The organism is Bradyrhizobium yuanmingense, assembly GCF_900094575.1.
In the GTDB taxonomy this organism is placed as follows: Bacteria; Pseudomonadota; Alphaproteobacteria; order Rhizobiales; family Xanthobacteraceae; genus Bradyrhizobium; species Bradyrhizobium yuanmingense.
In genome coordinates, this window is sequence record NZ_FMAE01000002.1 from 958,121 (window position 1) to 980,000 (window position 21,880).

Annotated in this window: 17 protein-coding genes, 1 rRNA gene and 1 riboswitch (1 of these 19 only partly in view); of the genes, 8 read left to right on the forward strand and 10 right to left on the reverse strand. The window is 64.7% G+C overall.

Going from position 1 to position 21,880, the window contains the following annotated elements:
* Positions 1 to 4 precede the first annotated feature (4 nt).
* Positions 5 to 775, forward strand: coding sequence for a lysophospholipid acyltransferase family protein (locus GA0061099_RS09610; protein WP_036020793.1), 771 nt, complete (start codon positions 5 to 7; stop codon positions 773 to 775).
* A gap of 230 nt (positions 776 to 1,005) precedes the next feature.
* Here the strand turns inward: GA0061099_RS09610 and GA0061099_RS09615 are convergent, their stop codons facing one another.
* Positions 1,006 to 1,617 carry a gamma-glutamylcyclotransferase gene (locus GA0061099_RS09615; RefSeq protein WP_036020795.1) on the reverse strand — a complete coding sequence of 204 codons (612 nt, stop codon included), beginning with the start codon at positions 1,615 to 1,617 and terminating at the stop codon, positions 1,006 to 1,008.
* Between the two features lie 110 nt (positions 1,618 to 1,727).
* Between GA0061099_RS09615 and GA0061099_RS09620 the strand changes: the two genes are divergently transcribed.
* Positions 1,728 to 2,912 carry a DUF2125 domain-containing protein gene (locus GA0061099_RS09620; protein WP_036020798.1) on the forward strand — a complete coding sequence of 395 codons (1,185 nt, stop codon included), beginning with the start codon at positions 1,728 to 1,730 and terminating at the stop codon, positions 2,910 to 2,912.
* A 119-nt stretch (positions 2,913 to 3,031) separates the two neighbouring features.
* Here the strand turns inward: GA0061099_RS09620 and GA0061099_RS09625 are convergent, their stop codons facing one another.
* The 3 genes from GA0061099_RS09625 to GA0061099_RS09635 are packed head-to-tail and all read right to left on the reverse strand — an operon-like array spanning position 3,032 to position 5,944.
* The gene (locus GA0061099_RS09625; RefSeq protein WP_036020800.1) at positions 3,032 to 3,967 is read right to left on the reverse strand and encodes a prephenate/arogenate dehydrogenase family protein; all 936 of its coding nucleotides are present in this window, start codon (positions 3,965 to 3,967) and stop codon (positions 3,032 to 3,034) included.
* Entirely contained in the window at positions 3,964 to 5,061 is a 1,098-nt protein-coding gene (gene hisC / locus GA0061099_RS09630; protein WP_036020802.1) for a histidinol-phosphate transaminase, read from the reverse strand. Before hisC ends, GA0061099_RS09625 begins: the two co-directional genes overlap by 4 nt.
* A 34-nt stretch (positions 5,062 to 5,095) precedes the next feature.
* Entirely contained in the window at positions 5,096 to 5,944 is an 849-nt protein-coding gene (locus GA0061099_RS09635; RefSeq protein WP_036020804.1) for a chorismate mutase, read from the reverse strand.
* 155 nt (positions 5,945 to 6,099) lie between these two features.
* A riboswitch (SAM riboswitch) is annotated at positions 6,100 to 6,179 on the forward strand.
* Between the two features lie 94 nt (positions 6,180 to 6,273).
* Here GA0061099_RS09635 and metX point away from each other — a divergent pair.
* Complete coding sequence (gene metX, locus GA0061099_RS09640; protein WP_036020808.1) at positions 6,274 to 7,476, forward strand: homoserine O-acetyltransferase MetX; 1,203 nt, start codon at positions 6,274 to 6,276, stop codon at positions 7,474 to 7,476.
* 2 nt (positions 7,477 to 7,478) lie between these two features.
* Positions 7,479 to 8,141, forward strand: coding sequence for a methionine biosynthesis protein MetW (gene metW / locus GA0061099_RS09645; RefSeq protein WP_035996939.1), 663 nt, complete (start codon positions 7,479 to 7,481; stop codon positions 8,139 to 8,141).
* Positions 8,142 to 8,257: 116 nt separating this feature from the next.
* On the opposite strand, the gene GA0061099_RS09650 is transcribed toward metW, so the two are convergent.
* Entirely contained in the window at positions 8,258 to 9,121 is an 864-nt protein-coding gene (locus GA0061099_RS09650; RefSeq protein ID WP_035996943.1) for an alpha/beta fold hydrolase, read from the reverse strand.
* A gap of 213 nt (positions 9,122 to 9,334) precedes the next feature.
* Here GA0061099_RS09650 and GA0061099_RS09655 point away from each other — a divergent pair, with 213 nt between their 5' ends.
* Positions 9,335 to 9,988, forward strand: a complete 654-nt coding sequence (locus GA0061099_RS09655; protein ID WP_074447654.1) for a TIGR02594 family protein — start codon at positions 9,335 to 9,337, stop codon at positions 9,986 to 9,988.
* Between the two features lie 128 nt (positions 9,989 to 10,116).
* On the opposite strand, the gene GA0061099_RS09660 is transcribed toward GA0061099_RS09655, so the two are convergent.
* Entirely contained in the window at positions 10,117 to 10,905 is a 789-nt protein-coding gene (locus tag GA0061099_RS09660; protein ID WP_036020816.1) for an MOSC domain-containing protein, read from the reverse strand.
* 239 nt (positions 10,906 to 11,144) lie between these two features.
* Here GA0061099_RS09660 and clpB point away from each other — a divergent pair, with 239 nt between their 5' ends.
* Positions 11,145 to 13,784, forward strand: a complete 2,640-nt coding sequence (clpB, locus tag GA0061099_RS09665) for an ATP-dependent chaperone ClpB (protein WP_036020819.1) — start codon at positions 11,145 to 11,147, stop codon at positions 13,782 to 13,784.
* A 41-nt stretch (positions 13,785 to 13,825) separates the two neighbouring features.
* Here clpB and GA0061099_RS09670 read toward each other — a convergent pair whose 3' ends face one another.
* Positions 13,826 to 14,245, reverse strand: a complete 420-nt coding sequence (locus GA0061099_RS09670) for a nuclear transport factor 2 family protein (RefSeq protein ID WP_036020821.1) — start codon at positions 14,243 to 14,245, stop codon at positions 13,826 to 13,828.
* Positions 14,246 to 14,371: 126 nt separating this feature from the next.
* On the opposite strand from GA0061099_RS09670, the gene GA0061099_RS09675 reads away from it, so the two are divergent.
* The gene (locus GA0061099_RS09675) at positions 14,372 to 15,112 is read left to right on the forward strand and encodes a helix-turn-helix domain-containing protein (protein ID WP_157783946.1); all 741 of its coding nucleotides are present in this window, start codon (positions 14,372 to 14,374) and stop codon (positions 15,110 to 15,112) included.
* Between the two features lie 202 nt (positions 15,113 to 15,314).
* Here GA0061099_RS09675 and GA0061099_RS09680 read toward each other — a convergent pair whose 3' ends face one another.
* The 3 genes from GA0061099_RS09680 to GA0061099_RS09690 all read right to left on the reverse strand — a co-directional run bounded on the left by GA0061099_RS09680 (position 15,315) and on the right by GA0061099_RS09690 (position 19,498).
* Complete coding sequence (locus GA0061099_RS09680) at positions 15,315 to 15,578, reverse strand: hypothetical protein (RefSeq protein ID WP_035996955.1); 264 nt, start codon at positions 15,576 to 15,578, stop codon at positions 15,315 to 15,317.
* Between the two features lie 82 nt (positions 15,579 to 15,660).
* Complete coding sequence (locus GA0061099_RS09685) at positions 15,661 to 17,280, reverse strand: Vgb family protein (RefSeq protein WP_036020824.1); 1,620 nt, start codon at positions 17,278 to 17,280, stop codon at positions 15,661 to 15,663.
* Positions 17,281 to 17,434: 154 nt separating this feature from the next.
* Positions 17,435 to 19,498 carry a M23 family metallopeptidase gene (locus GA0061099_RS09690; RefSeq protein WP_036020826.1) on the reverse strand — a complete coding sequence of 688 codons (2,064 nt, stop codon included), beginning with the start codon at positions 19,496 to 19,498 and terminating at the stop codon, positions 17,435 to 17,437.
* A 1,126-nt stretch (positions 19,499 to 20,624) separates the two neighbouring features.
* On the opposite strand from GA0061099_RS09690, the gene GA0061099_RS09700 reads away from it, so the two are divergent.
* Positions 20,625 to 21,880 (forward strand): 16S ribosomal RNA (locus GA0061099_RS09700) (it continues 233 nt past the right edge of the window).

Here is a 21,880-nt window from a genome sequence, read left to right on the forward strand (position 1 = left end):
ATCAATGTTCCTGATTTTCCTGCGCTCGCTCGTGTTCAACGTGCTGTTCTACGCCGTGCTGGTCTGTCTCGCGATCGTTGCGCTGCCGACCTTTGCATTGCCGCCGCGCGCCATGCTGACGGTCGCCGAATGGTGGGCCAAGGCCACGCTGGTCCTGATGCGCCTGGTCTGCAACATCAAGGTGGAATTCCGCGGCGTCGAGAATATCCCGAAAGGACCGCTGCTCATCGTGGCCAAGCATCAGTCGTTCTGGGAGACCTTCGTGCTGCCGGGTTTCTTCAACCGGCCGATCTTCATCCTCAAGCGCCAGCTGATGCAGATCCCGGTGTTCGGCCAGTTCCTGGTCAAGACCGGGATGATCGCGATCGACCGCAACGCCGGCGTGAAGGCGCTGCTCGACATGACGCGGCGCGCGCGCGATGCGGTGCGCAGTGGAAAGCAGCTCGTAATCTTTCCGGAAGGCACGCGCCGCGCGCCCGGCGCGCCGCCCGACTACAAGACCGGCTTTGCGCAGATCTACTCCTCCTGCGGCGTACCGTGCCTGCCGATCGCGCTCAATTCCGGCCTGTTCTGGCCGCGCCGCACCTTCATGCGCTACCCGGGCACGCTGGTGGTCGAGTTTCTCGAACCGTTGCCGCCGGGCCTGCCGAAGGACGAGTTTCTCGCACGCGTGCAAGCGGCGATCGAGGACGCGACCGCCCGCCTCGTCGAAGCAGGGCGGAAGGAGCAGGAGCAGTTGATCGGCTCGGCGCCGAGCTACGCGCCCACTGGCTAAAGCGCGATGATATGAAGCTTGATCGCGCAACGACGGAGGTGCGCTCCCTCTCCCGCTTGCGGGAGAGGGTTGGGGAGAGGGTGCTTCCGCAATGGGACAATCCCCAAGAGGAGAAAGCCCTCACCCGGCGCGCGGGACGATGCTTCGCATCGCCCGGACGCGCCGACCTCTCCCGCAAGCGGGAGAGGTGAACGAGTCGCGACAATCGATTTAACCTAAGGCATTCCGCTTTAGCGGCTTTCCCGATCCTGGTCCCGATCCGCGGCGTGCAGGGAATGCGCATCACGATGCAGCATCAATGCAAGCTGATGCAGCTGCGTGTCGCGAAAGCCTTCGGCCTCGATCGCCTTCACCGTCGCGGTGACGTAGTCGCGGTTGGCGCCGGACTGGCCGTGGCCCTGGACGACATGGCGGTGCTGCTCGGCGAGCGAGAGGCGGCCGGCATATTGCACATGACCGCGGTCGACGACGTAGGCGAGCGCGGCGACGCGCTGGCGTGCATCGTTCTCCAGCCACACCGAGCGCATCACCTCGCGATAGACCGAGGTGACCTGCTCGCGTGCGCGCAAATAGGCGACCACTTCGGCACGGTTCGTCTCGGCGACACGGAAGGCGATGCCGCGGCAGGCGCCGCCGCGGTCTAGTCCGAGCACCAGGCCCGGCTTCTCCGGCGTGCCGCGATGCACGAAGGAATAGACGCAGAGCGCGCGATGCTCGCCGACCAGCCGCGCCGGGACGCGCTCCTCGAAATCGAAGCCCGGCCGCCACATCAGCGAGCCGTAGCCGAACACCCAGAGGTCGCCCTTGGCTGTGGTGACGGAGGGGAGGGTGATTTCGGACATTTCGGGGACGGCTACCAGAACCCTGCGCCCAAGCGAAGCGATTTCTGCGCCTTTCGTCGCAGGCCCGCCCCGCTTACATTTGCCTGAATCTGGCGTCAAAGGGTCGCCGCATGTCCAATATGACCGTTGCCACTGGCCGCCGCTCCCGCTGGGGCCTTTTCATTGCCCCCGTTCTCGTCCTGGTCCTCGCCGTCGGCTGGACCTGCTTCTGGTTCTATGCGGCGTGGCAGGCCGAAATCGTCGCCGACGCCTGGCGGGCGCAGGAGGCCAAGGCCGGCCGCATCTATGATTGTGCCAAGCGCTCGATCGCCGGCTTCCCGTTCCGCTTCGAGGTCCAGTGCTCCGGCGCCAGCGTCGCCCTGGTCTCGCAGAACGCGAGCAAGACGCCGTTCACGGCCAAGCTCGACAACATCCTGGTCGTGGCCCAGGTCTACGACCCCAAGCGCATCATCGCCGAATTCGCAGCGCCCGCCACGCTGATCGACGGCATTACGCAAAACACCTTCACCGTGAATTGGAGCAAGGGCCGCGCCAGTGTGGCGGGTCTGCCGGCTGTGCCGGATCGCGCTTCCATCGTGTTCGACGACCCCAGCCTCAACCGTCTCGATGGCAGCGTGCAGGTGCCGCTTGCGCGCGCCAAGCAGGTTGAACTGCACGGGCGCCTTGCCGATGGCTCGCCGGCCGATCATCCGGTGATCGAGACCGTGCTCCATGTCGCGCAGGGCAGCATCCAGGGCGTGCATCCGCTGCTCGCCGAGCCGTTCGAGGCGGACACCCGCGCCAAGATCACCGGCCTCTCCGACCTCACGCCCAAACCGTGGCCGCAGCGCTTCCGCGAGATCCAGGCCGCCGGCGGTCACATCGAGATCGTGCAGTCGCGCATTCAGCAGGGCGAGATGATCGCGGTCGCGGCCGGCACGCTCGGCCTGTCGCCCAACGGCCGGCTCGACGGCGAATTGCAGATGACGGTGACCGGCCTCGAGCGCGTGATCCCGGCGCTCGGCATCGAGAAGATGCTGGAGGAGGGCGTGCCGCAGGCCACGCTGGACCGCGTTGCGCCGGGCGTGAAGTCGCAGGACCTCAACAATCTGTTTGGCGCGCTCGACCGCGCCGTGCCGGGCCTCGGCAAGGTCATCAAGCAGAACGCCAATGCCGGCGTTGCCGCCGGCATCAATTCGATCGGTACCGAGAGCACGCTGGAAGGCAAGAAAGCGCGGAGCTTCCCGCTGAAATTCGTCGACGGTGCCGTGCTGCTCGGCCCGGTCAAGGTCGGTCAGATCCCGCCGCTGTATTAGGTGGCTCCCGTAGCCCGGATGGAGCGCAGCGCAATCCGGGGTTCTTGATCACAGCTGGCACTGTCCCGGATTACGCTTGTGCTCCATCCGGGCTACGCAGCTTTGTCCGGGCTACAGGCTCACGGCTTCTTCAGCGCCGCATGCGGCCGTCCGAAATCGGGCGCGGCGGAATCCTGGCCGATCTCGACGATGCCGCGGCGGATGGCGCGGGTGCGGGTGAAGTGGTCGAACAGCGCCTCCCCGTCGCCGCGGCGGATCGCGCGGGTGAGCTTTGCCAGATCCTCGGTGAAGGTGCCGAGCATCTCCAGCACGGCCTCCTTGTTGGCGAGGAAGACGTCGCGCCACATCGTCGGATCGGACGCCGCAATGCGGGTGAAATCGCGAAAACCGCCGGCGGAGAATTTGATCACCTCGGATTCCGTCACCTGCGCCAATTCGTCGGCGGTGCCGACGATGGTGTAGGCGATCAGATGCGGCAGGTGGCTGGTGATGGCGAGCACGAGGTCGTGATGATCCGGCGTCATCACCTCGACCTTGGCGCCCATCGCCGCCCAGAACGCGCGCAGGTGCTCCGTCGCCGCTGCGTCGCTGCCATCAGGCGGGGTCAGGATGCACCAGCGGTTGATGAAGAGCTCGGCGAAGCCCGAATCCGGGCCGGAATGCTCGGTGCCTGCCACCGGATGCGCCGGCACGAAATGAATGCCGCCCGGCAGATGCGGGGCCATGTCGCGGACCACAGCGCCCTTGACCGAGCCGACGTCGGAGACGATCGCACCCGGCTTGAGATGCGGCGCGATCTCCTGCGCTACGGGTCCGCAGGCGCCGACGGGAATGCAGAGGATGACGAGATCGGCATCCCTCACGGCCTCCGCATTGGTCGCCATCACCTGATCGACGATGCCGAGCTCGGCGACGCGTGCGCGCGTCTTCTCCGAGCGCGCGGTGGTGACGATTTCACCGGCCAGCCCCTGGAGCTTCGCAGCGCGCGCGATCGAGCCGCCGATCAGGCCGAAGCCGATCAGCGCCACGCGCTGGAAGTACCCCTGCGCACTCATTTGCCGCCCATGAAGTCGCGCAAGCCTTCGACCACGAGGCGGTTGGCCTCCTCGGTGCCGATGGTCATGCGCAGCGCATGCGGCAGGCCGTAATTCTTCAAGCCGCGCAGCACAAGCCCCCGCTTGGTCAGGAAGGCATCGGCATCGTCGGCGGTCTTGCCCTTGTCGGTCGGGAAATGGATCAGCACGAAATTGGCGACGCTCGGCGTCACCTTCAGCCCGAGCTTGCCGATCTCCTCGGTGAGCCAGTTGCGCCAGGTCTCGGTGAACTGCTTCGACATCGCCTGATGCGCGGTATCCTCGATCGCGGCGACCGCGGCATACATCGCCGGCGTCGACACGTTGAAGGGACCGCGGATGCGATTGACCGCGTCGATGACGTGCTCGGGCCCGAACATCCAGCCGATGCGCAGCGCGGCAAGGCCGTGGATCTTGGAGAAGGTGTGCGTCACCACCGTGTTCTCGGTGGTGGCGACGAGCTCGATTCCCATCTCATAGTCGTTGCGCGAGACGTAGTCGCAATAGGCGGCGTCCAGCACCAGCAGCACGTGCGAGGGCAGGCCGGCGCGCAGCCGCTTGACCTCGTCGAACGGAAGATAGGTGCCGGTCGGGTTGTTGGGGTTGGCGAGCCAGACCAGTTTTGTCCGCGGCGTCACGGCTTTGAGAATGGCGTCGACGTCGGCAGTGAAGTTGGTTTCGGGCGCGACCACGTTCTTGGCCCCGTTCCCCATGGTCGCGATCGGGTAGACAAGGAAGCCGTGCGTGGTCGAGATCGCCTCGTCGCCCTGGCTGAGATAGGTGTGCGCGAGCAGATTGAGGATCTCGTCCGAGCCGGCGCCGCAGATGATGCGGTTGGGATCGAGCCCGAACGAGCGGCCGATCGCCTCGCGCAGCACGCGCGAGGTGCCTTCCGGATAGTCCTCCAGATGATCTGCCACGCGCTTGAAGGCTTCGATCGCCTTGGGCGAGGGCCCGAACGGCGTCTCGTTGGCCGAGAGCTTGAACACCTTGCGGCCCGGCTCTGGCACCGGGCTCTTGCCGGGCGTGTAGGGCGCAATATCGAGAATGCCGGGATTCGGCACGGGGCGGGACATCTTGGACTCCGGATAGGCTGGGCTGCTCGCGATTTTACGATTTCGGCCCGGTCGGGGGCACCGTATAGCGCGTTGCGTGGCTGCCGACGAGGGCCACGGAGCGCACCGAGGCCCCCGCCTCGATCAGGGCAGCCCTGATCTTGTCGATGCTGGTCGCGCCGGTGACCGAGACCAAGAGCGCCGCGCCGTCGAAGGCGGTATCAGGCACGGCCACGATCTCGGCGAGCGGCGACAGCGCGCGGGCGACCTCGGCGTTCCATCCCGAGACGCGCACGCTGAAGGCCTCGACCTCCGTCACCAGGGCGCTGTCGGCGACGCGCGAGATCGCGAACACCGGCAAGGCGGCCGGATGGTCGGCGCGCTCGATGAAGGGCATCCGCGCGATGATCTTCGGCGCGCCGTCGGCCTCCAGCTCCAGCCACCATGGCGTGCGGCTCGAGGTCGCCGAGACCATTGCCAGATCACCCTTGGATTTCGCTACCGCCTCGACCGCGGCCTGTGCGCTGAAATGCGCGACGTAAGGCACGGTGAAGCCGAAATTGAAGCGCACGGAATCGCGCATCGCCGCCTCGCTGGCCGAGATGTCGGCATGCACCGAGAACGGCGCCTGTACGTAAGTGAAGGTCGAGATGATGACGCGCCAGATGCTCTCGACCGTGTCGAGCGGCAGGATGCCGCGATGACGCTGCACGATCTCGCGCATCATGGCAGCCTCGCGCGCGGGCCGGAACGCCGAGCCGACCTCCTGGGTCTGCTTCACCTGGATCAGGCGATCGATGATCTCGCCGCGCTGCATGAGGAGGCGATGCATGCCCTCGTCAATCGCGTCGATCTCCTTGCGCAGTTCCTGCAGCGATGGTGGCGCGGGCGGACGTTGGGACATGTCTGGTCGTCGATCGTTCCGATGGGGATGTCCTGATTAGGCAGTCGTGGCGGCGAAAGCAAAGAGAAATGACGTGCTTTGCAGGCGTTGCGGCAGAGGCGAATTGGGCCGATCCGGGCCGCGACTTGACGAAAACCGCCCAAGACGGTAGCTTTTGCCCGTTCCGTGGTCATTTGAGCCGGCCGGCTTGCAGCCACGTTAAAAAACTCGCTAAACAGGCCGGGGACGCTTCCGATCCCGGCCGAACCTATCGTTCAGGCCGGGTTTTTCATGGCCTGATGTCAGCGGCGCGGTCGAGCAGCCAGTCGCAAACGAGGTCGATGTCCGAGATGGGTAGCGTCAAGTCGATACCGAGTCCTGCGATCAGCGCCGACGAGCGGTCGCACGAGGTGGATCATCCAAGCTCGCTGGTTGCGCATTTCGGCACCGAGCAGCCGCTGCGGCTCGATTGCGGCGTCGATCTCTCCCCGTTCCAGATCGCCTACCAGACCTATGGCGAGCTCAATGCCGATCGCTCCAACGCCGTGCTGATCTGTCATGCGTTGACCGGCGACCAGCATGTCGCCAACGTACATCCCGTCACCGGCAAGCCGGGCTGGTGGGAGACGCTGGTCGGTCCCGGCCGACCCATCGATCCCAAGCACTACTTCATCATCTGCTCCAACGTGATCGGCGGCTGTATGGGCTCGACCGGGCCGGCGTCGATCAATCCCGCCACCGGCAAGGTCTGGGGCCTGGACTTCCCCGTCATCACCATTCCGGACATGGTGCGCGCGCAGGCGATGCTGATCGACCGGCTCGGCATCGACACGCTGTTTGCCGTCGTCGGCGGCTCGATGGGCGGCATGCAGGTGCTGCAATGGACCGCCGCCTATCCGGAGCGCGTGTACTCCGCGCTGGCGATCGCCTGCGCGACGCGGCACTCGGCGCAGAACATCGCCTTCCACGAGCTCGGCCGCCAGGCCGTGATGGCCGACCCCGACTGGCATGGCGGCGGCTATGCCGATCGCGGGATCCATCCGCATCGCGGGCTCGCGGTGGCGCGGATGGCGGCGCACATCACCTATCTCTCGGATGCGGCGCTGCACCGCAAGTTCGGCCGGCGTATGCAGGACCGCGAGCTGCCGACCTTCTCGTTCGATGCCGACTTCCAGGTCGAATCCTATCTGCGTTATCAAGGCTCGTCCTTCGTCGAGCGCTTCGACGCCAATTCCTATCTCTACCTGACGCGGGCGATGGACTATTTCGACATCGCCGCCGACCACGGCGGCGTGCTGGCCAAGGCCTTCGCCGGCATCGAGACCCGCTTCTGTGTGGTCTCCTTCACCAGTGACTGGCTGTTTCCGACCTCGGAATCGCGCGCACTGGTGCACGCGCTGAACGCCTCGAGCGCGCGGGTGTCCTTCGCCGAGATCGAGACTGATCGCGGCCATGACGCCTTCCTGCTCGACGTGCCCGAATTTTTCGACATCTCCCGCGCCTTCCTGCAATCGGCAGGCAAGGCCCGCGGGCTCAGCCTCGAGGACCGTTAGCGATGTCCGTGCAGGAAGTGTTGCCGCTGGACGGCGTTGCCGCCAGGCCATCCGGTGATTATCGCGCCGATCATCGGCTGGTCGCCGAAATGGTCAAGCCGGGCTCGAAGGTGCTCGACGTCGGCTGCGGCGACGGCGATCTGCTTCAGCTGCTGGAGACCCGCGGCATCGACGGCCGCGGCATCGAATTGTCGCGCGAGGGCGTCAACCGCTGCGTCGCCAAGGGGCTCGCGGTGGTGCAGGGCGATGCCGACACCGATCTCGTCAACTATCCCGACGATGCCTTCGACTACGTGATCCTGTCGCAGACGCTGCAGGCGACGCGGCAGCCGAAGGTCGTGCTGGAGAACCTGCTGCGCATCGGCCGCCGCGCCATCGTCTCGTTCCCGAATTTCGGCTTCTGGAAGATGCGGCTCCAGCTCCTGATCGGCGGCCACATGCCGCGCACGGAGAATCTGCCGGCGACCTGGTACGACACCGCCAACATCCATTTCTGCACCATCAAGGATTTCGTGCAGCTCTGCGACGAGATCAACGTCAAGATGGAGCGCTCGGTCGCGCTCGATCTCTACGGCCGCCCGGTGCCGCTGAACCTGCCCTGGTGGGTGTGGAACATGTTCGGCGAGCAGGCGGTGTTCTTGCTGAGCCGGGGCGGGGGGAAGTAGTTTCTCTCCGTCATTCCGGGGCGATGCGAAGCATCGAGCCCGGAATCCATCGTCCAACAGCGCCTGCAGCCCGATGGATTCCGGGCCTGCGCCTTCGGCGCATCCCGGAATGACAGCTAGTGGGAAACCAGCGACCGCGGGTCCCGCACCGGCCAACGTCCTGCTTCCACCAGCGTCACGAACCGCTCGACACTCTCGTTGAACAGCGCTGGCTCCTCCAGGTTCAGCACGTGGCCGGACTTCGGAAACATCGCGAGCCCCGCCGCGGGCAGGTGCTTCTTCAGGAATAGGCTGGCGCCCACGCAAGGCTCGTCCTCGTCGCCGCAGATGATCAGCGCGGGTGTTGCCGCGCCTCTGATCGCGTCCGTCATCGTGTAGATCGAGGGACGGCCGCCCTGGAATCCGCGCATGGTGCGCGCCGATCCCTTGGCATCGTGCCGCGCCAGTGCGGCGTAGAAATCGGCATGCCCGCGTGGATCCTTCACCAGGAACGGAATCCGGCTCGGCGCCTCGCGCGTGACTTTCGCGACCTCCACCGATCCCAGCGTCTCGAACTGCTCGGCATTGGCGCGGCACTGCGTGCGCCAGGTCTCCAGGTTCTCGAGCTCCGAGCCGGAGCCGACGCCGGCCAGCGTCATCGACAGTGCGCGCTGCGGCGCGTTCAACCCGATCTGCAACGAGGAATAGGCGCCCATCGAAAGACCGACGAGATGCGCGCGCTCGATGCCGAGATGATCGAGCACCGCAAGCGCATCGGTGTAGAAATGCGTGTAGGTGTAGACCTCGCCGTCAGGCACGTCCGACGGCGTGTAGCCGCGCGCCGAATAGGTGATGCAGCGATGGCCACGCGAGAAGTAGCGCATCTGCGGCTCCCAATTGGTGTAGTCGGCCGCGAACTCGTGCAGAAAAAGTATCGGCGTTCCCTGGCCCGCCTCCTCGAAATAGATGCGGACGCCGTCCCTGGTCGTGGCGTGGGGCATTAACCGTTTCCCTCTGTTTCAAGCCGTGTTCGAGGATCGCAGTTAATTCTGTTGTCGGCAATGCGGCAGCAGCGCCGAGCACAAACACAAAATCATTGCAGCCATTCGCGGGCGTTGCGTCTTTTTCTCGCCACATCGGGCGGCTTAACGGCCAAACGGATGTCGGCCATTGCACGGGCCGGCGGGAAGTGGGGGTGTCAAGAAGGATGAAGAATGTTCGAGTTGTTTGCGTCTCGCCTGTCGCATTGTGTTGTCGCGCTGGCGCTGTTCTTCGCGGCGTTCGCCGTGTTCGTTTCTCCGGCCTCGGCACGGCCGTATCATCGTCATAGCGCAGAGCGGCACGGTTACGTGCATCACGCCAGACATCATCACCACCGTCACTATCGCCATCATGCCCGCAGTTCGCGCTTCGAGCGCAGCGCGGCGCAATTGCAGGCAAGCGGCTTCGCCGACACCCAGGCGAGCTATGATCCGAATGCCAATGCCAGCGGTGCCGGCATGAACGGAGGCTTCAGCGGAGGATCGGGTCTCGTCTCCGAGGCGCGCCGCCATATCGGCGGCAATCCGACCGGGCGCGGCCGCCTGTGGTGCGCGCGCTTCATGAACATGGTGCTGGAGCATACCGGCCATCGGGGCACCGGCTCCGACATGGCGAGCTCGTTCGCGCGCTACGGCACGCGCATCTCCGGACCGCAGGTCGGTGCCATCGCCGTGATGTCGCGCGGCCGCCGCGGCGGTCATGTCGGCATCATCACCGGCATCGACGCGCAGGGTAATCCGATCATGATCTCCGGCAACAACGGCAACCGAGTCCGCGAAGCCCCGGTCTCGCGCGGCAAGATCTATGCGTATGTGATGCCGAACTGACGGTGGAGCTGTAGCGACGGTCTCGTAGGGTGGGCAAAGCGAAGCGTGCCCACCACCTCCCTCCGCTCGACGAGATGGTGGGCACGGCGCAAGAGCGCCTTTGCCCACCCTACGGCAGCGGAGTTAGCTCACAGCAGCTTCGGCTCTTCCACCGCCACCACATCGCCGACGCCGACGTCACCGTCGGCGATCACCTCGGCATAGATGCCGCAGTCCATATGGCCGAGATGGCGCGAGAGCGTGGGCGGGATTTCGAGATCGCGCTTGGCGGTCTCGGGGTCGACATTGGTGGCCGGGCAGCGGACGATGCGCTTGATCACCTTCAGTCTGGCCTGCCCGATCGCGAGCGTCTGGCCGACGAGGTCGAGCTCCGACCAGGCCGGCCAGCCTTTCACGTAGAGATTGGCGCGGAAGCGCAGCGGATGCACGGCGACGCCGCCGAGCATGGTCTCGATGGCGCGGACGCTGTCGAGATTGATGATGGAGACGACCTTGCGGGCGACGTCGGAGAAGCTGTGGTCGCGGCCGGAGAGAATTTTGGGCGGGCCCTTCAACTCGGGCTGAAAGTTCTCCGTGAAATAGGCCTCGATGGCGGCGCGCCCGGCGGCGGTCTCGAGATCGCCGCTGGCGACGATCTGGCCGTCCTTGCGGATGGTCAGCACGTTGGTTTCGTCGTCGAACCGGCTGTCGAGCTCGGCCAGCCGCTCATTGCGCGCCAGCATCAGAAACTGGATTTTCGGCTTCCATTCGGGCGCCTCGGGGTTGAACCCGCTCGGGCCGTTCTCGATGGCGTAGCGGCGGTCGGCCGGCAGGGTCTGGCCGACCCGCAAAGGAACGTGCGACAGGCGCTCCGGCGTCAGGCCCTTGATCGGGTAGCGGTAGAGGCCGGTGATCTCGGCGGTATGGCTGACTGTCATGCCGCTACTTAAGGGATTCGGCCCGCCACCGCCAAGCCCGCCCGTCCGCGCACGAAATTGTGAAGTAGCCTCTTTCGCATCCGCAACCTGCTTCCCACATCTGGCCCAGGCCGGCGGCAACGCCGGCAAAAGACGACCGTTACCGGTTGAGAAACGTCAATGCGGTAATTGGAAACCCAATGAAGATGCCGTTTGGGGTGCCTTAGAGGGCCCCGAGGGCAGGCCGAGGGACAGAAAAGATGAATATCGAGAAGTATACCGAACGCTCCAGGGGCTTCATCCAGTCCGCGCAGTCGCTCGCGATGCGCGAGGGGCACCAGCAGTTCTCAACCCTGCACGTCCTGAAAGTCCTCATGGACGACAATGAGGGGCTCGCGGCCGGTCTGATCGACCGCGCCGGCGGCAATTCCCGTGCAATCCTGAAGGCGACCGAGGACGCCCTCAACAAGGTGCCGAAGGTCTCCGGCGGCGGTGCCGGGCAGATCTATCTCGCGCCCGAGCTGGCCCGCACTTTCGATGCGGCCGAAAAGGCCGGCGAGAAGGCCGGCGATAGCTTCGTCACGGTCGAGCGGCTTTTGCTCGGGCTCACGCTGGAAAAGACCAGCGAGGCCGGCACCATCCTGAGCAAAGGCGGCGTCACGCCGCAAAACCTCAACGCGGCGATCGAGGCGCTGCGCAAGGGCCGCACGGCCGACAGCGCGACCGCTGAGAACGCTTATGATGCCCTGAAGAAGTATGCCCGCGACCTGACCCAGGCCGCGCGCGACGGCAAGCTCGATCCGGTCATCGGCCGTGACGAGGAGATCCGTCGCACCATCCAGGTGCTGTCGCGGAGGACCAAGAACAATCCCGTCCTGATCGGCGAGCCCGGCGTCGGCAAGACCGCCATCGCCGAAGGCCTTGCGCTGCGCATCGTCAATGGCGACGTGCCGGAGAGCCTCAAGGACAAGAAGCTGCTCGCGCTCGACCTCGGCGCACTGATCGCCGGTGCGAAGTATCGCGGCGAGTTCGAGGAGCGGCTGAAGGCCGTGCTGCAGGAAGTGACCGGCAGCGAGGGCACCTTCATCCTGTTCATCGACGAGATGCACACGCTGATCGGCGCCGGCAAGGGCGACGGCGCGATGGACGCCTCCAACCTGCTCAAGCCGGCGCTTGCGCGCGGCGAGCTGCACTGCATCGGCGCGACCACGCTCGACGAATATCAGAAGCACGTCGAGAAGGACGCCGCGCTGGCGCGGCGCTTCCAGCCGATCTTCGTCAGCGAGCCCTCGGTCGAGGACACCATCTCGATCCTGCGCGGCCTGAAGGACAAGTATGAGCAGCATCACGGCGTGCGGATCACCGATTCCGCGCTTGTTGCGGCGACGACGCTGTCCAACCGCTACATCACCGACCGCTTCCTGCCTGACAAGGCGATCGACCTCATGGACGAGGCCGCGGCGCGGCTGAAGATGCAGGTCGATTCCAAGCCGGAAGAGCTGGATTCGCTCGACCGCGAGATCATCCGGCTCAAGATCGAGCAGGAGGCGCTGAAGAAGGAAAGCGATGTCGGCTCCAAGTCCCGGCTCCAGACCCTGGAGAAGGACCTGGCCGAGCTCGAGGAGAAGTCGGCGGCGCTGACGGCGCGCTGGAGCGCGGAGAAGAACAAGCTCTCCGACGCCCAGAAGCTGAAGGCCGAGCTCGACGGCTTGCGTGTCGAGCTCGCCAATGCGCAGCGGCGCGGCGAATTCCAGAAGGCCGGCGAGCTGGCCTATGGACGGATCCCGCAGCTCGAGAAGCAGCTTGCCGATATCGAAGCCAAGGAGAACTCGGGCGAGATGATGGAGGAGGCGGTTACCGCCAACCACATCGCGCAGGTGGTCTCGCGCTGGACCGGCGTGCCCGTCGACAAGATGCTGGAAGGCGAGAAGGAGAAGCTCCTGAAGATGGAGGAGCAGCTCGGCAAGCGCGTCGTCGGCCAGGCCGAGGCCGTGCGTGCGGTCGCAACCGCCGTGCGCCGCTCGCGTGCCGGCTTGCAGGACCCGAACCGCCCAACGGGCTCGTTCATGTTCTTAGGGCCGACCGGCGTCGGCAAGACCGAGCTGACCAAGGCTCTCGCGGAGTACCTGTTCAACGACGAGACCGCGATGGTCCGCCTCGACATGTCCGAATACATGGAGAAGCACTCGGTCTCGCGGCTGATCGGCGCGCCTCCCGGCTATGTCGGCTATGACGAGGGCGGCGCGCTCACCGAGGCGGTGCGGCGCCGGCCCTACCAGGTCGTGCTGTTCGACGAGATCGAGAAGGCGCATCCTGATGTCTTCAACGTGCTGTTGCAGGTTCTCGACGACGGCCGCCTGACCGACGGCCAGGGCCGCACCGTCGACTTCCGCAACACGCTGATCATCATGACCTCGAACCTTGGTTCGGAATATCTGGTGAACCAGCCGGAGGGCGAGGACACCTCGGCCGTGCGCGAGCAGGTGATGGGAATGGTGCGGGCGCACTTCCGCCCCGAATTCCTCAACCGTGTCGACGAGATCATCCTGTTCCACCGGCTGCAGCGCAGCGAGATGGGACGCATCGTCGAGATCCAGTTCGCGCGGCTGCAGAAGCTCCTGACCGATCGCAAGATCGTGCTGAGCCTCGATGCCGCGGGCCGCGACTGGCTCGCTGCCAAGGGCTGGGATCCCGCCTACGGCGCAAGGCCCTTGAAGCGGGTGATCCAGCGCTACCTCCAGGACCCGCTCGCCGAGATGATCCTCGCCGGCGACGTCAGGGATGGCGACAATGTCGCGATCTCGTCCGAAGGCAATGTGCTGACCTTCAACGGCAAGGCGCCGCAGACCGCCGAGATCACCCAGTTCGAGGCGCCGGTGGCGAAGCGGAAGCTGAACTGATGAAATACACGCCCTCCGCGCCAACCTCGCGGAGGGCGTTTTCAATCCGCTAAGAACGCGTCCACCACTGCCTGATCGCGGTCGTAGACCCAGCATTCGCTCAGCAGGCCTTCACGCACGGCATAGACCAGCAACCGTTCCAATTCAGCCGTGCGACCGTCCCGGCTGAATGATTCCCGTGCGAGAATGGCGCCGCGCCGCGGCCCAGCCATCACGTCATCGATGGCGAGCAGTTTTCGGTTGGAGCGGCGTGCGACCTCGGCCAGAGTGGCAAGCGCGGCCGCCTTGCCGCGGTGAGTGCCGGCGAGCGGATTATGGCCGGCATAGTGCAGCATGAATTCATCGTGGTAGCAGGCGGCGATCGCGGCGCGGTCACCGGCCTGCCAGGCGGTCGCGTAGCGCGTGACGGCGGCGCGGATCGCGGCGATTTGTGCGGCGTCATCTACCAGAACTCTGTCCATCGATATGATCTCCCGGGTCATCGGCAGCGCTGTGCCGGTGCGCTATGATGAGGCATGACCTCGCCTTCCGGCTTTCAGGAACTGGCTATCAGCACGCCGCCCAGCGGCGGACCAAAGAGGGCGCGGATGCTCGATTGGGACGCGCGGGTGCTCTATCTCGGTCCAGCCTTCGGGCTGACGCCCCACCGCAATGCCACCGGCGTGCTGGCCGTCGCGCTCGACGGGGCGATAGGCGTAGCTAACGATCCGAGGGCGCGCTCACCGTCTTATCGCCAGACCCGCAGCGTGCTGATCATGCCCAACAGTCTGCACCATCTCCGCACCGATGCTGGACGGATGGCCTTCCTCTATGTCGATCCCCTCGGCCGCGATATCGAGGCGCTTCGCTCACGAATGAAGGAGGTCGGATCGAGGGCCGCGTTCGACATGATCGACGAGAGGTCGGTCGTCGCGCTGTTCGGCGCCATCGCGGAGCGACGCCTCGCATCTGAGGACGCGCAGCAAGCAGCCCGCGATATGCTTGGGATCGGATCAAGTCCGCAGCCAGATGCAAGAATCGCCGCCGCCATCGAGCGGATGCGCGAGCAGCCCAGCGGTTCGCACACGCTTGCTGAACTCGGCCGCAAGGCCGGGCTTTCGTCCTCGCGCTTCCTGCATCTTTTCAAGGACGTCACGGGTGTGCCGCTCCGCCGCTACCGGATCTGGACCCGGATCGGCGCTGCCGCACGGGCGGTCGCACAAGGCCAATCACTGACCGAGGCCGCGCATGGCGCGGGCTTTTCCAGCTCCGCGCATTTCAGCACGGCCTTCCGCGACATGTTCGGTATGATGCCGTCGGAATTGTTCGCACGGGTGCGTGCGGGTTAACGTCTTCAACGTGCTGTTGTAGGCGCTCGGCGACGGCCCGCTGGCCGAGGGCCAGGGCCGTACCGTCGATTCCGCGACATGCTGATCATCATGGCCTCGAACCTCGGTCCGAGTATCTCGTGAACCAGCCGGAGGGTGAGGATCTGAAATGAAAGCCGCCCCGGAGGGTCACCTCTCCGGGGCGTCCTGTTTTGCTGTCTGGCTAGTTGCCAGGGGCCGAGGCGGAGCGCGGCTCGACGCCGTCCTCCTCGTCCTCCTCCAGCTCCGACAAAATATCCACCAGCTCGCGCACCCGGCCCTGCGCCAGCGGGCGCAGATCGTTGATCATCGGCTCATCGTTGGCGAGCCAGGCCTGGGCCTCAGCAAGCTCCTCAGCGGTCGCGCCGGTCCCGATGATCTGGGCAATGGTGACGTCATCGGCGCGGTCCACGGCCTTGACGACATCGTCGCGTGAGAGGCGCGTCATGAGCGATCCTCCTGCTGGCTTCCGTCAGCGTCTAACCGGGGAACCGGCGTGACGGTTCCCGCCAGTCCCGTGCACGTAGCTCCTACTTCTTCACCACCTTGTAGATCGCATTCTCGACATCCGAGCTGACGTAGATCGCGCCCGTCGCGCCGACTGCGACGCCGGTGGGGATATGCGTCGGCAAGCCGCCGGGGGCGCCGGTCAGGCCGATCGGGAGATTGGCTGCGATCTCGGTGACCTTGCCGGATTCCGGCACGATCTCGATCAGCCGCTTGGCGCCGACTTCGGCGACGATCAGCTTGCCGTCGCCGGTGTGCGCGATGCCTTCTGGCATCTTCAGATCCTTGGCGATCACGGTCTTTTCGCCGGTGCTGTTGATTTTGGAGATGATGCCAGCAAAAGCCTCGGTGACGTAAACCTCGTCGCCGGCCCCGCGGACGAGACCCATCGGACCCTCGAGCGCGCCGATCAGCGTGGTGCGATCCTTGCCGTGCTCGCCGCTCACCTTGACCAGCGACTTGGTGCCGAGCTCGGCTACCAGGATGCTGCCGTCCGCGAGCACGACCGCGTCATGCGGCGCCTTGAAGTCGTGCAGCATGTCGCGCGTCGCGCCGGTCTTGCCGTCGATCACCTGCACGGTGCCGGTGAACCAGCTCGACAGGACCACGTCGTTGCCCTTCGCCGTCGCGCTCATCGGATATTCGAGCGTCGTGCCAGCGGCGTGCATGCGCGCCTTTTCGGTGACCTCGCCGGTCACGCCGTCCACCGTGCGATAGGCGAACAGGTCGGCGACGTGGATCGTGTCCTTGCCGTTCTCGCTAGTGACGCCGATGCCGCCGGGCAAAGCGAGCTTGCCGATGATGATCTGCTTGGCATGACCGGTCGCGGGATCGACCTCCTGGATGCCGTTGTCGGCCATGTTGGAGACGTAGATGCGGTCCTTGTCGTCGATGGCGAGATTGTCCAGCGACGGCTTCAGCTGCGCCACCATGGTCTTGGCGCCCGATTTGGGATCGACCCGGACGAGCTGGCCGAGCGCGGTGTCGATCACGACGAGATTGCCCTTGGAATCGAAGTTCACGGCGGCCGGGATCTTGAAGCCGTCGGTGACGACACTCAGCTCGGCCTTGTCGACGTCGACCCTTGCGACCTGGCCCTTGAACCAGAGCGGACCATAGAGCTTGTCGTCGGGACCGAACTCGAAGCCGTTGAGGCCGCCCATCTTCTCCATGATCTGGCGGGGCGGTTTGACGCCCTCGACGTCGATCTCGTAGAGCGCATCGCCGAGGAAAACGGTGGTGGCGTAGAGCCTGCCGTCCTTGCGGAAGGCGAGCGAGTTGATGCCGGGCAGCCCGGACGCGAGCTTCTTGATCGGTCCGTCGCCCTTGCGCGCATAGAGATCGCCGGCGAGGAAGCCGGTCCAGGCCATGGTGCCGTCGGGTGCGAACGCAATGTCGTCGGCCATCCCCACCGGTGCCGGGATCGCGACCTTGGCGCTGCCGCCGGCAATGTCGACCTCGTAGAGCGCAGCGCCCGCGACGCTGCCGGCAAACAAATGGCCGGCCTTGTCGACACCGAGCCCGTGCACACCATGGAATGCCGAGCCCGGCACGAGTCTCGTGACCTCCCAGCTGTCGGCCGATGCGCTCGTTGTGGCGAACAGCGCAGCAATCAGGGCTGCGCAGGCGAGCCTGTTTCTCATGGCGTGACCTCCCATTTTTTGGAAAGTATTCGCCCGTCCTGCGGCTTTGGCAAACAAAACTTGACGTTGTGTCGCCGCGAAGCGGCCTCGCTGCGTAGCGTGCTCGTTTGAAATTCTGTTTGAAAACGCCGGCCGATATCGGCGCGTTGCCGGCTTACCGGTTGGTGACCTGCAGCGGCCCGCCGGTGGCGTCCGACATGCGGGCGATGGCGCCGCCGCGGCCGCTCATCATGCCGTCGAGCCGGTCGCGCTCCTTCTCGAAGCTCGCCAGCATCGGGCCCTCCAGCGAACGGCCGCGCGGTAGCTTCACGCGCATCGGATCGACGAAGCGGCCGTTGACAAGGATCTCGTAATGGACGTGCGGGCCGGTCGACAGACCGGAGGAGCCGACGAAGCCGATCACCTGGCCCTGTCGCACCTTCTTGCCGGGCTCCATGCCCTTGGCGAAGGCCGACATGTGGCCGTAGGCAGTCTCGTAGCCGTTGGCGTGCTTGATGCGGATGTACTTGCCATAGCCGCCCTCGGGGCCGGCCTTCTCGATCATGCCGTTGCCGGAGGCGAAGATCGGCGTGCCGTAGGAGGTGGACCAGTCGACGCCGGTATGCATCTTCACGTAGCCGAGGATCGGGTGGCGGCGGCCGCCGAAGCCGGAGCGCATGATGGCGTTGTTGACGGGCTTTCTGACCAGGAACTTCTTCGCGCTCTTGCCGGTCTCGTCGTAATAGTCGACGAGGCCGTCGTCGGGGCTCTGGTAGCGGTAGTATTTCTTGGTCTCGCCGCCGACGGTGAGCGAGGCGAACAGCACCTCGTTCTTCTCGGTCGCGGTCACGCCCTCGTCCTCGCCCGCGTAAAACACGTCGAAGGAATCTCCGGGCTGCACCTTGCGCTGGAAATCGACGTCGTAGGAGTAGATCTTGATCATGTCCTCGATGACGGGCATCGGGACCTTGTTGCGCATCGCGGTCTCGTAGATGCTCTGGTAGAGCCGCACGCCGGAGCCGTCATCGTCATCCTCGTCGTCGCTGCTGGCGTTGGCCGCAGTATCGGCGACGGTATTCATGCTGGAGACGTCGACGGCGACGTATTTGCCGAGATCGGACAGCGCCGCGATCGCTTCCACCATCGTGTCGTTTGCAACCACGACGCGATAGGGCTGCAGGCGGGCGCCGGGGCTTGCGGGCGCCATCAGGATGCGGAGCTTCTCGCCTTCCTTCAGGCCGCCGTCGCGGCCGCGCGGTCCGAGAGTCGCGGTGATCGCCTTGATCTCGTCGGCACTGGCGCCGAGATCGCGCAGCACGCCGGCGACGCTGTCGCCCTTCTTGACCATGTGGACGCGTTCGCCGTTGGGATTGCCGCCGGTGATCTGCTCCTTGGTCTTGGGCAGCAGCGTGACGTTCTCCGGCACCACGCGGGTCTCGAAGCCGGCATAGGGATCGGACGGCGAGGCCTCGGCGGCGTAGGCGGTTCTGATGTCGGAGGGACCGGTCGCGCCGGAGATGTCGGCAGCCGTGTTGGCGAGCGAGGCGTAGCGCACCCCGCCATTGCCGCGCCAATTGGCGGCATCGCGCACCCGCATCAGGATGTCGTCGAGTGCCACCACCGCGGAAATCTTGGCCTTCGGCAGCACCGGCGACAGGTCCTTGGTGACGAAGGACACTTCCGCGTCGGGCTCGACGGCTTCGGGATTGTTGGGATCGTCGGACGCCGTCTTCGGGTCGGAGCCGACATCGGTCAGCAGGCGCTGGGCGTTGAACGGCGGGATCTTCGCCGACAGATCGCTCGTCGTCATCGACAGATTGCCGGCGATCCGCACGAACGGACGCACCCGCATCACGTCACGGTTGCCGACGCGGGCAACCGTCGAGACGCGCATCACGTTGCGCGAGGCGGTGGATTCGCTCGGCGGCGGCAGGCGGTCGCTCTTGTGCAGCGTGGCGGCACGATCGGCGGCGCCGAATGCTCCGCGCAGCGCGCCTTCGACCCGCTCCGGCACCTTGGCGAAGGTCATCTCGCCGTCGAGCGAAGCGAAAACGGCGCCGCCGATCAGGGCTGCGCCGCAGAGTCCGGTCAAAATTGTCCCGCTGAACCATTGCACCGAGACGCGGCGGCGGTCGATCACCGCGGCTTCAGAACCATCGACGGACAGCGGCGGCTCGTGGCCGAGATCGATGATCCCGGTCTCACGCCCGAAAGTGCCGCGTGACGTCCTGTGGTTCAACCCAAGTCCCCCAACTCAACGACCCAAGATGCCCGGTTTCGAACCTGTCCTAGGCTGCCCTCTTGAACGGGGATCGCCGGAGCAGGCAAGCCGCACAACTGTCCGCGCCCAGAAAGCCCCTTGATGGGGCCGGCCGAAATTACGAACAGCTGGACGGGTAAAGCTCTCTCGATGTCTTTCGAATGCCGAAGGAAGGTCGCGTCATTTGCAACATCGCCTTCCTCTGACCCCATGAAAATCGCCGGCAGCCCCCACAGGCGTCCCCGCGATTCAAGCTTGTCTCTTATCAGAACGCCGCGGGATTGTGGCTCAAGTACGGCGCCAAATATGGAAAAAGTTTCCTAAATGCCGGGCCGTAAAGGCCCCCGTGAGATCACGGGCTGAGCTCGAGCGGGGTGGGGGACAGGGCCCCATCTAGCGGGGGAGGCGGGCGTCTGGCCGGGGGGCCGACAGCCCTTGGGACGGCACGCCCCCGGGGTGGCGGGGGTGCGGAGGAGAGGCCCCCGGGGGAGGCCGCCAGGGAGGGCTCCAAGGCGCCCTCCGGAGCCCGCCGGCGGGCAAACTTTTTTTCAGATTTTTTGCCGGGCGGGCTCGTTCGATGTGCCCGGCGGCTTTCTAAATGGCTGGAATCGTGGGTGTTTTCTCGCTGGTCCGCTGTGCGACGATTTGTTGACGATTGGCGTTGACAGGCCGGAAGGTGGGGCCTATAACCCCAACCACTGAGCGCGGCGCCGCCGGGTCACTGACCAAGGCGAGCGAACGCGCCACTGATGCTCCTCACCTTGTTGAGTGACACAACAGCCGACACCAGTCGGTTGGAGTTCATCCATCGTCGGTAAGGGTGTCGGAACCCTTCCTCTCAGGAAGGTTGAGGCCTCCATGGTCTCGGGCTGTTTGACAAGTGAAGATGAAGAAAGAGAAACGTGGACGGCGGAGTCCTTGCGGGTCTCGCTTCCGAGAAGCTTCGGCTTTTCTGATCGAGACCGGACGAAAGACTTCGGCGGTACACGTTTTAAAGGAAACACCATCGTTGCCAGCGATGTGAATCGCGGGCAGCACATCGACTTCGGTCGATAATGGTGGGACCTCGTCAAACGTTGTGATCAGCCGGTTCAAAGTTCAAGTCCAACTTGAGAGTTTGATCCTGGCTCAGAGCGAACGCTGGCGGCAGGCTTAACACATGCAAGTCGAGCGGGCGTAGCAATACGTCAGCGGCAGACGGGTGAGTAACGCGTGGGAACGTACCTTTTGGTTCGGAACAACACAGGGAAACTTGTGCTAATACCGGATAAGCCCTTACGGGGAAAGATTTATCGCCGAAAGATCGGCCCGCGTCTGATTAGCTAGTTGGTGAGGTAATGGCTCACCAAGGCGACGATCAGTAGCTGGTCTGAGAGGATGATCAGCCACATTGGGACTGAGACACGGCCCAAACTCCTACGGGAGGCAGCAGTGGGGAATATTGGACAATGGGGGCAACCCTGATCCAGCCATGCCGCGTGAGTGATGAAGGCCCTAGGGTTGTAAAGCTCTTTTGTGCGGGAAGATAATGACGGTACCGCAAGAATAAGCCCCGGCTAACTTCGTGCCAGCAGCCGCGGTAATACGAAGGGGGCTAGCGTTGCTCGGAATCACTGGGCGTAAAGGGTGCGTAGGCGGGTCTTTAAGTCAGGGGTGAAATCCTGGAGCTCAACTCCAGAACTGCCTTTGATACTGAAGATCTTGAGTCCGGGAGAGGTGAGTGGAACTGCGAGTGTAGAGGTGAAATTCGTAGATATTCGCAAGAACACCAGTGGCGAAGGCGGCTCACTGGCCCGGTACTGACGCTGAGGCACGAAAGCGTGGGGAGCAAACAGGATTAGATACCCTGGTAGTCCACGCCGTAAACGATGAATGCCAGCCGTTAGTGGGTTTACTCACTAGTGGCGCAGCTAACGCTTTAAGCATTCCGCCTGGGGAGTACGGTCGCAAGATTAAAACTCAAAGGAATTGACGGGGGCCCGCACAAGCGGTGGAGCATGTGGTTTAATTCGACGCAACGCGCAGAACCTTACCAGCCCTTGACATGTCCAGGACCGGTCGCAGAGATGTGACCCTCTCTTCGGAGCCTGGAGCACAGGTGCTGCATGGCTGTCGTCAGCTCGTGTCGTGAGATGTTGGGTTAAGTCCCGCAACGAGCGCAACCCCCGTCCTTAGTTGCTACCATTTAGTTGAGCACTCTAAGGAGACTGCCGGTGATAAGCCGCGAGGAAGGTGGGGATGACGTCAAGTCCTCATGGCCCTTACGGGCTGGGCTACACACGTGCTACAATGGCGGTGACAATGGGATGCTAAGGGGCGACCCTTCGCAAATCTCAAAAAGCCGTCTCAGTTCGGATTGGG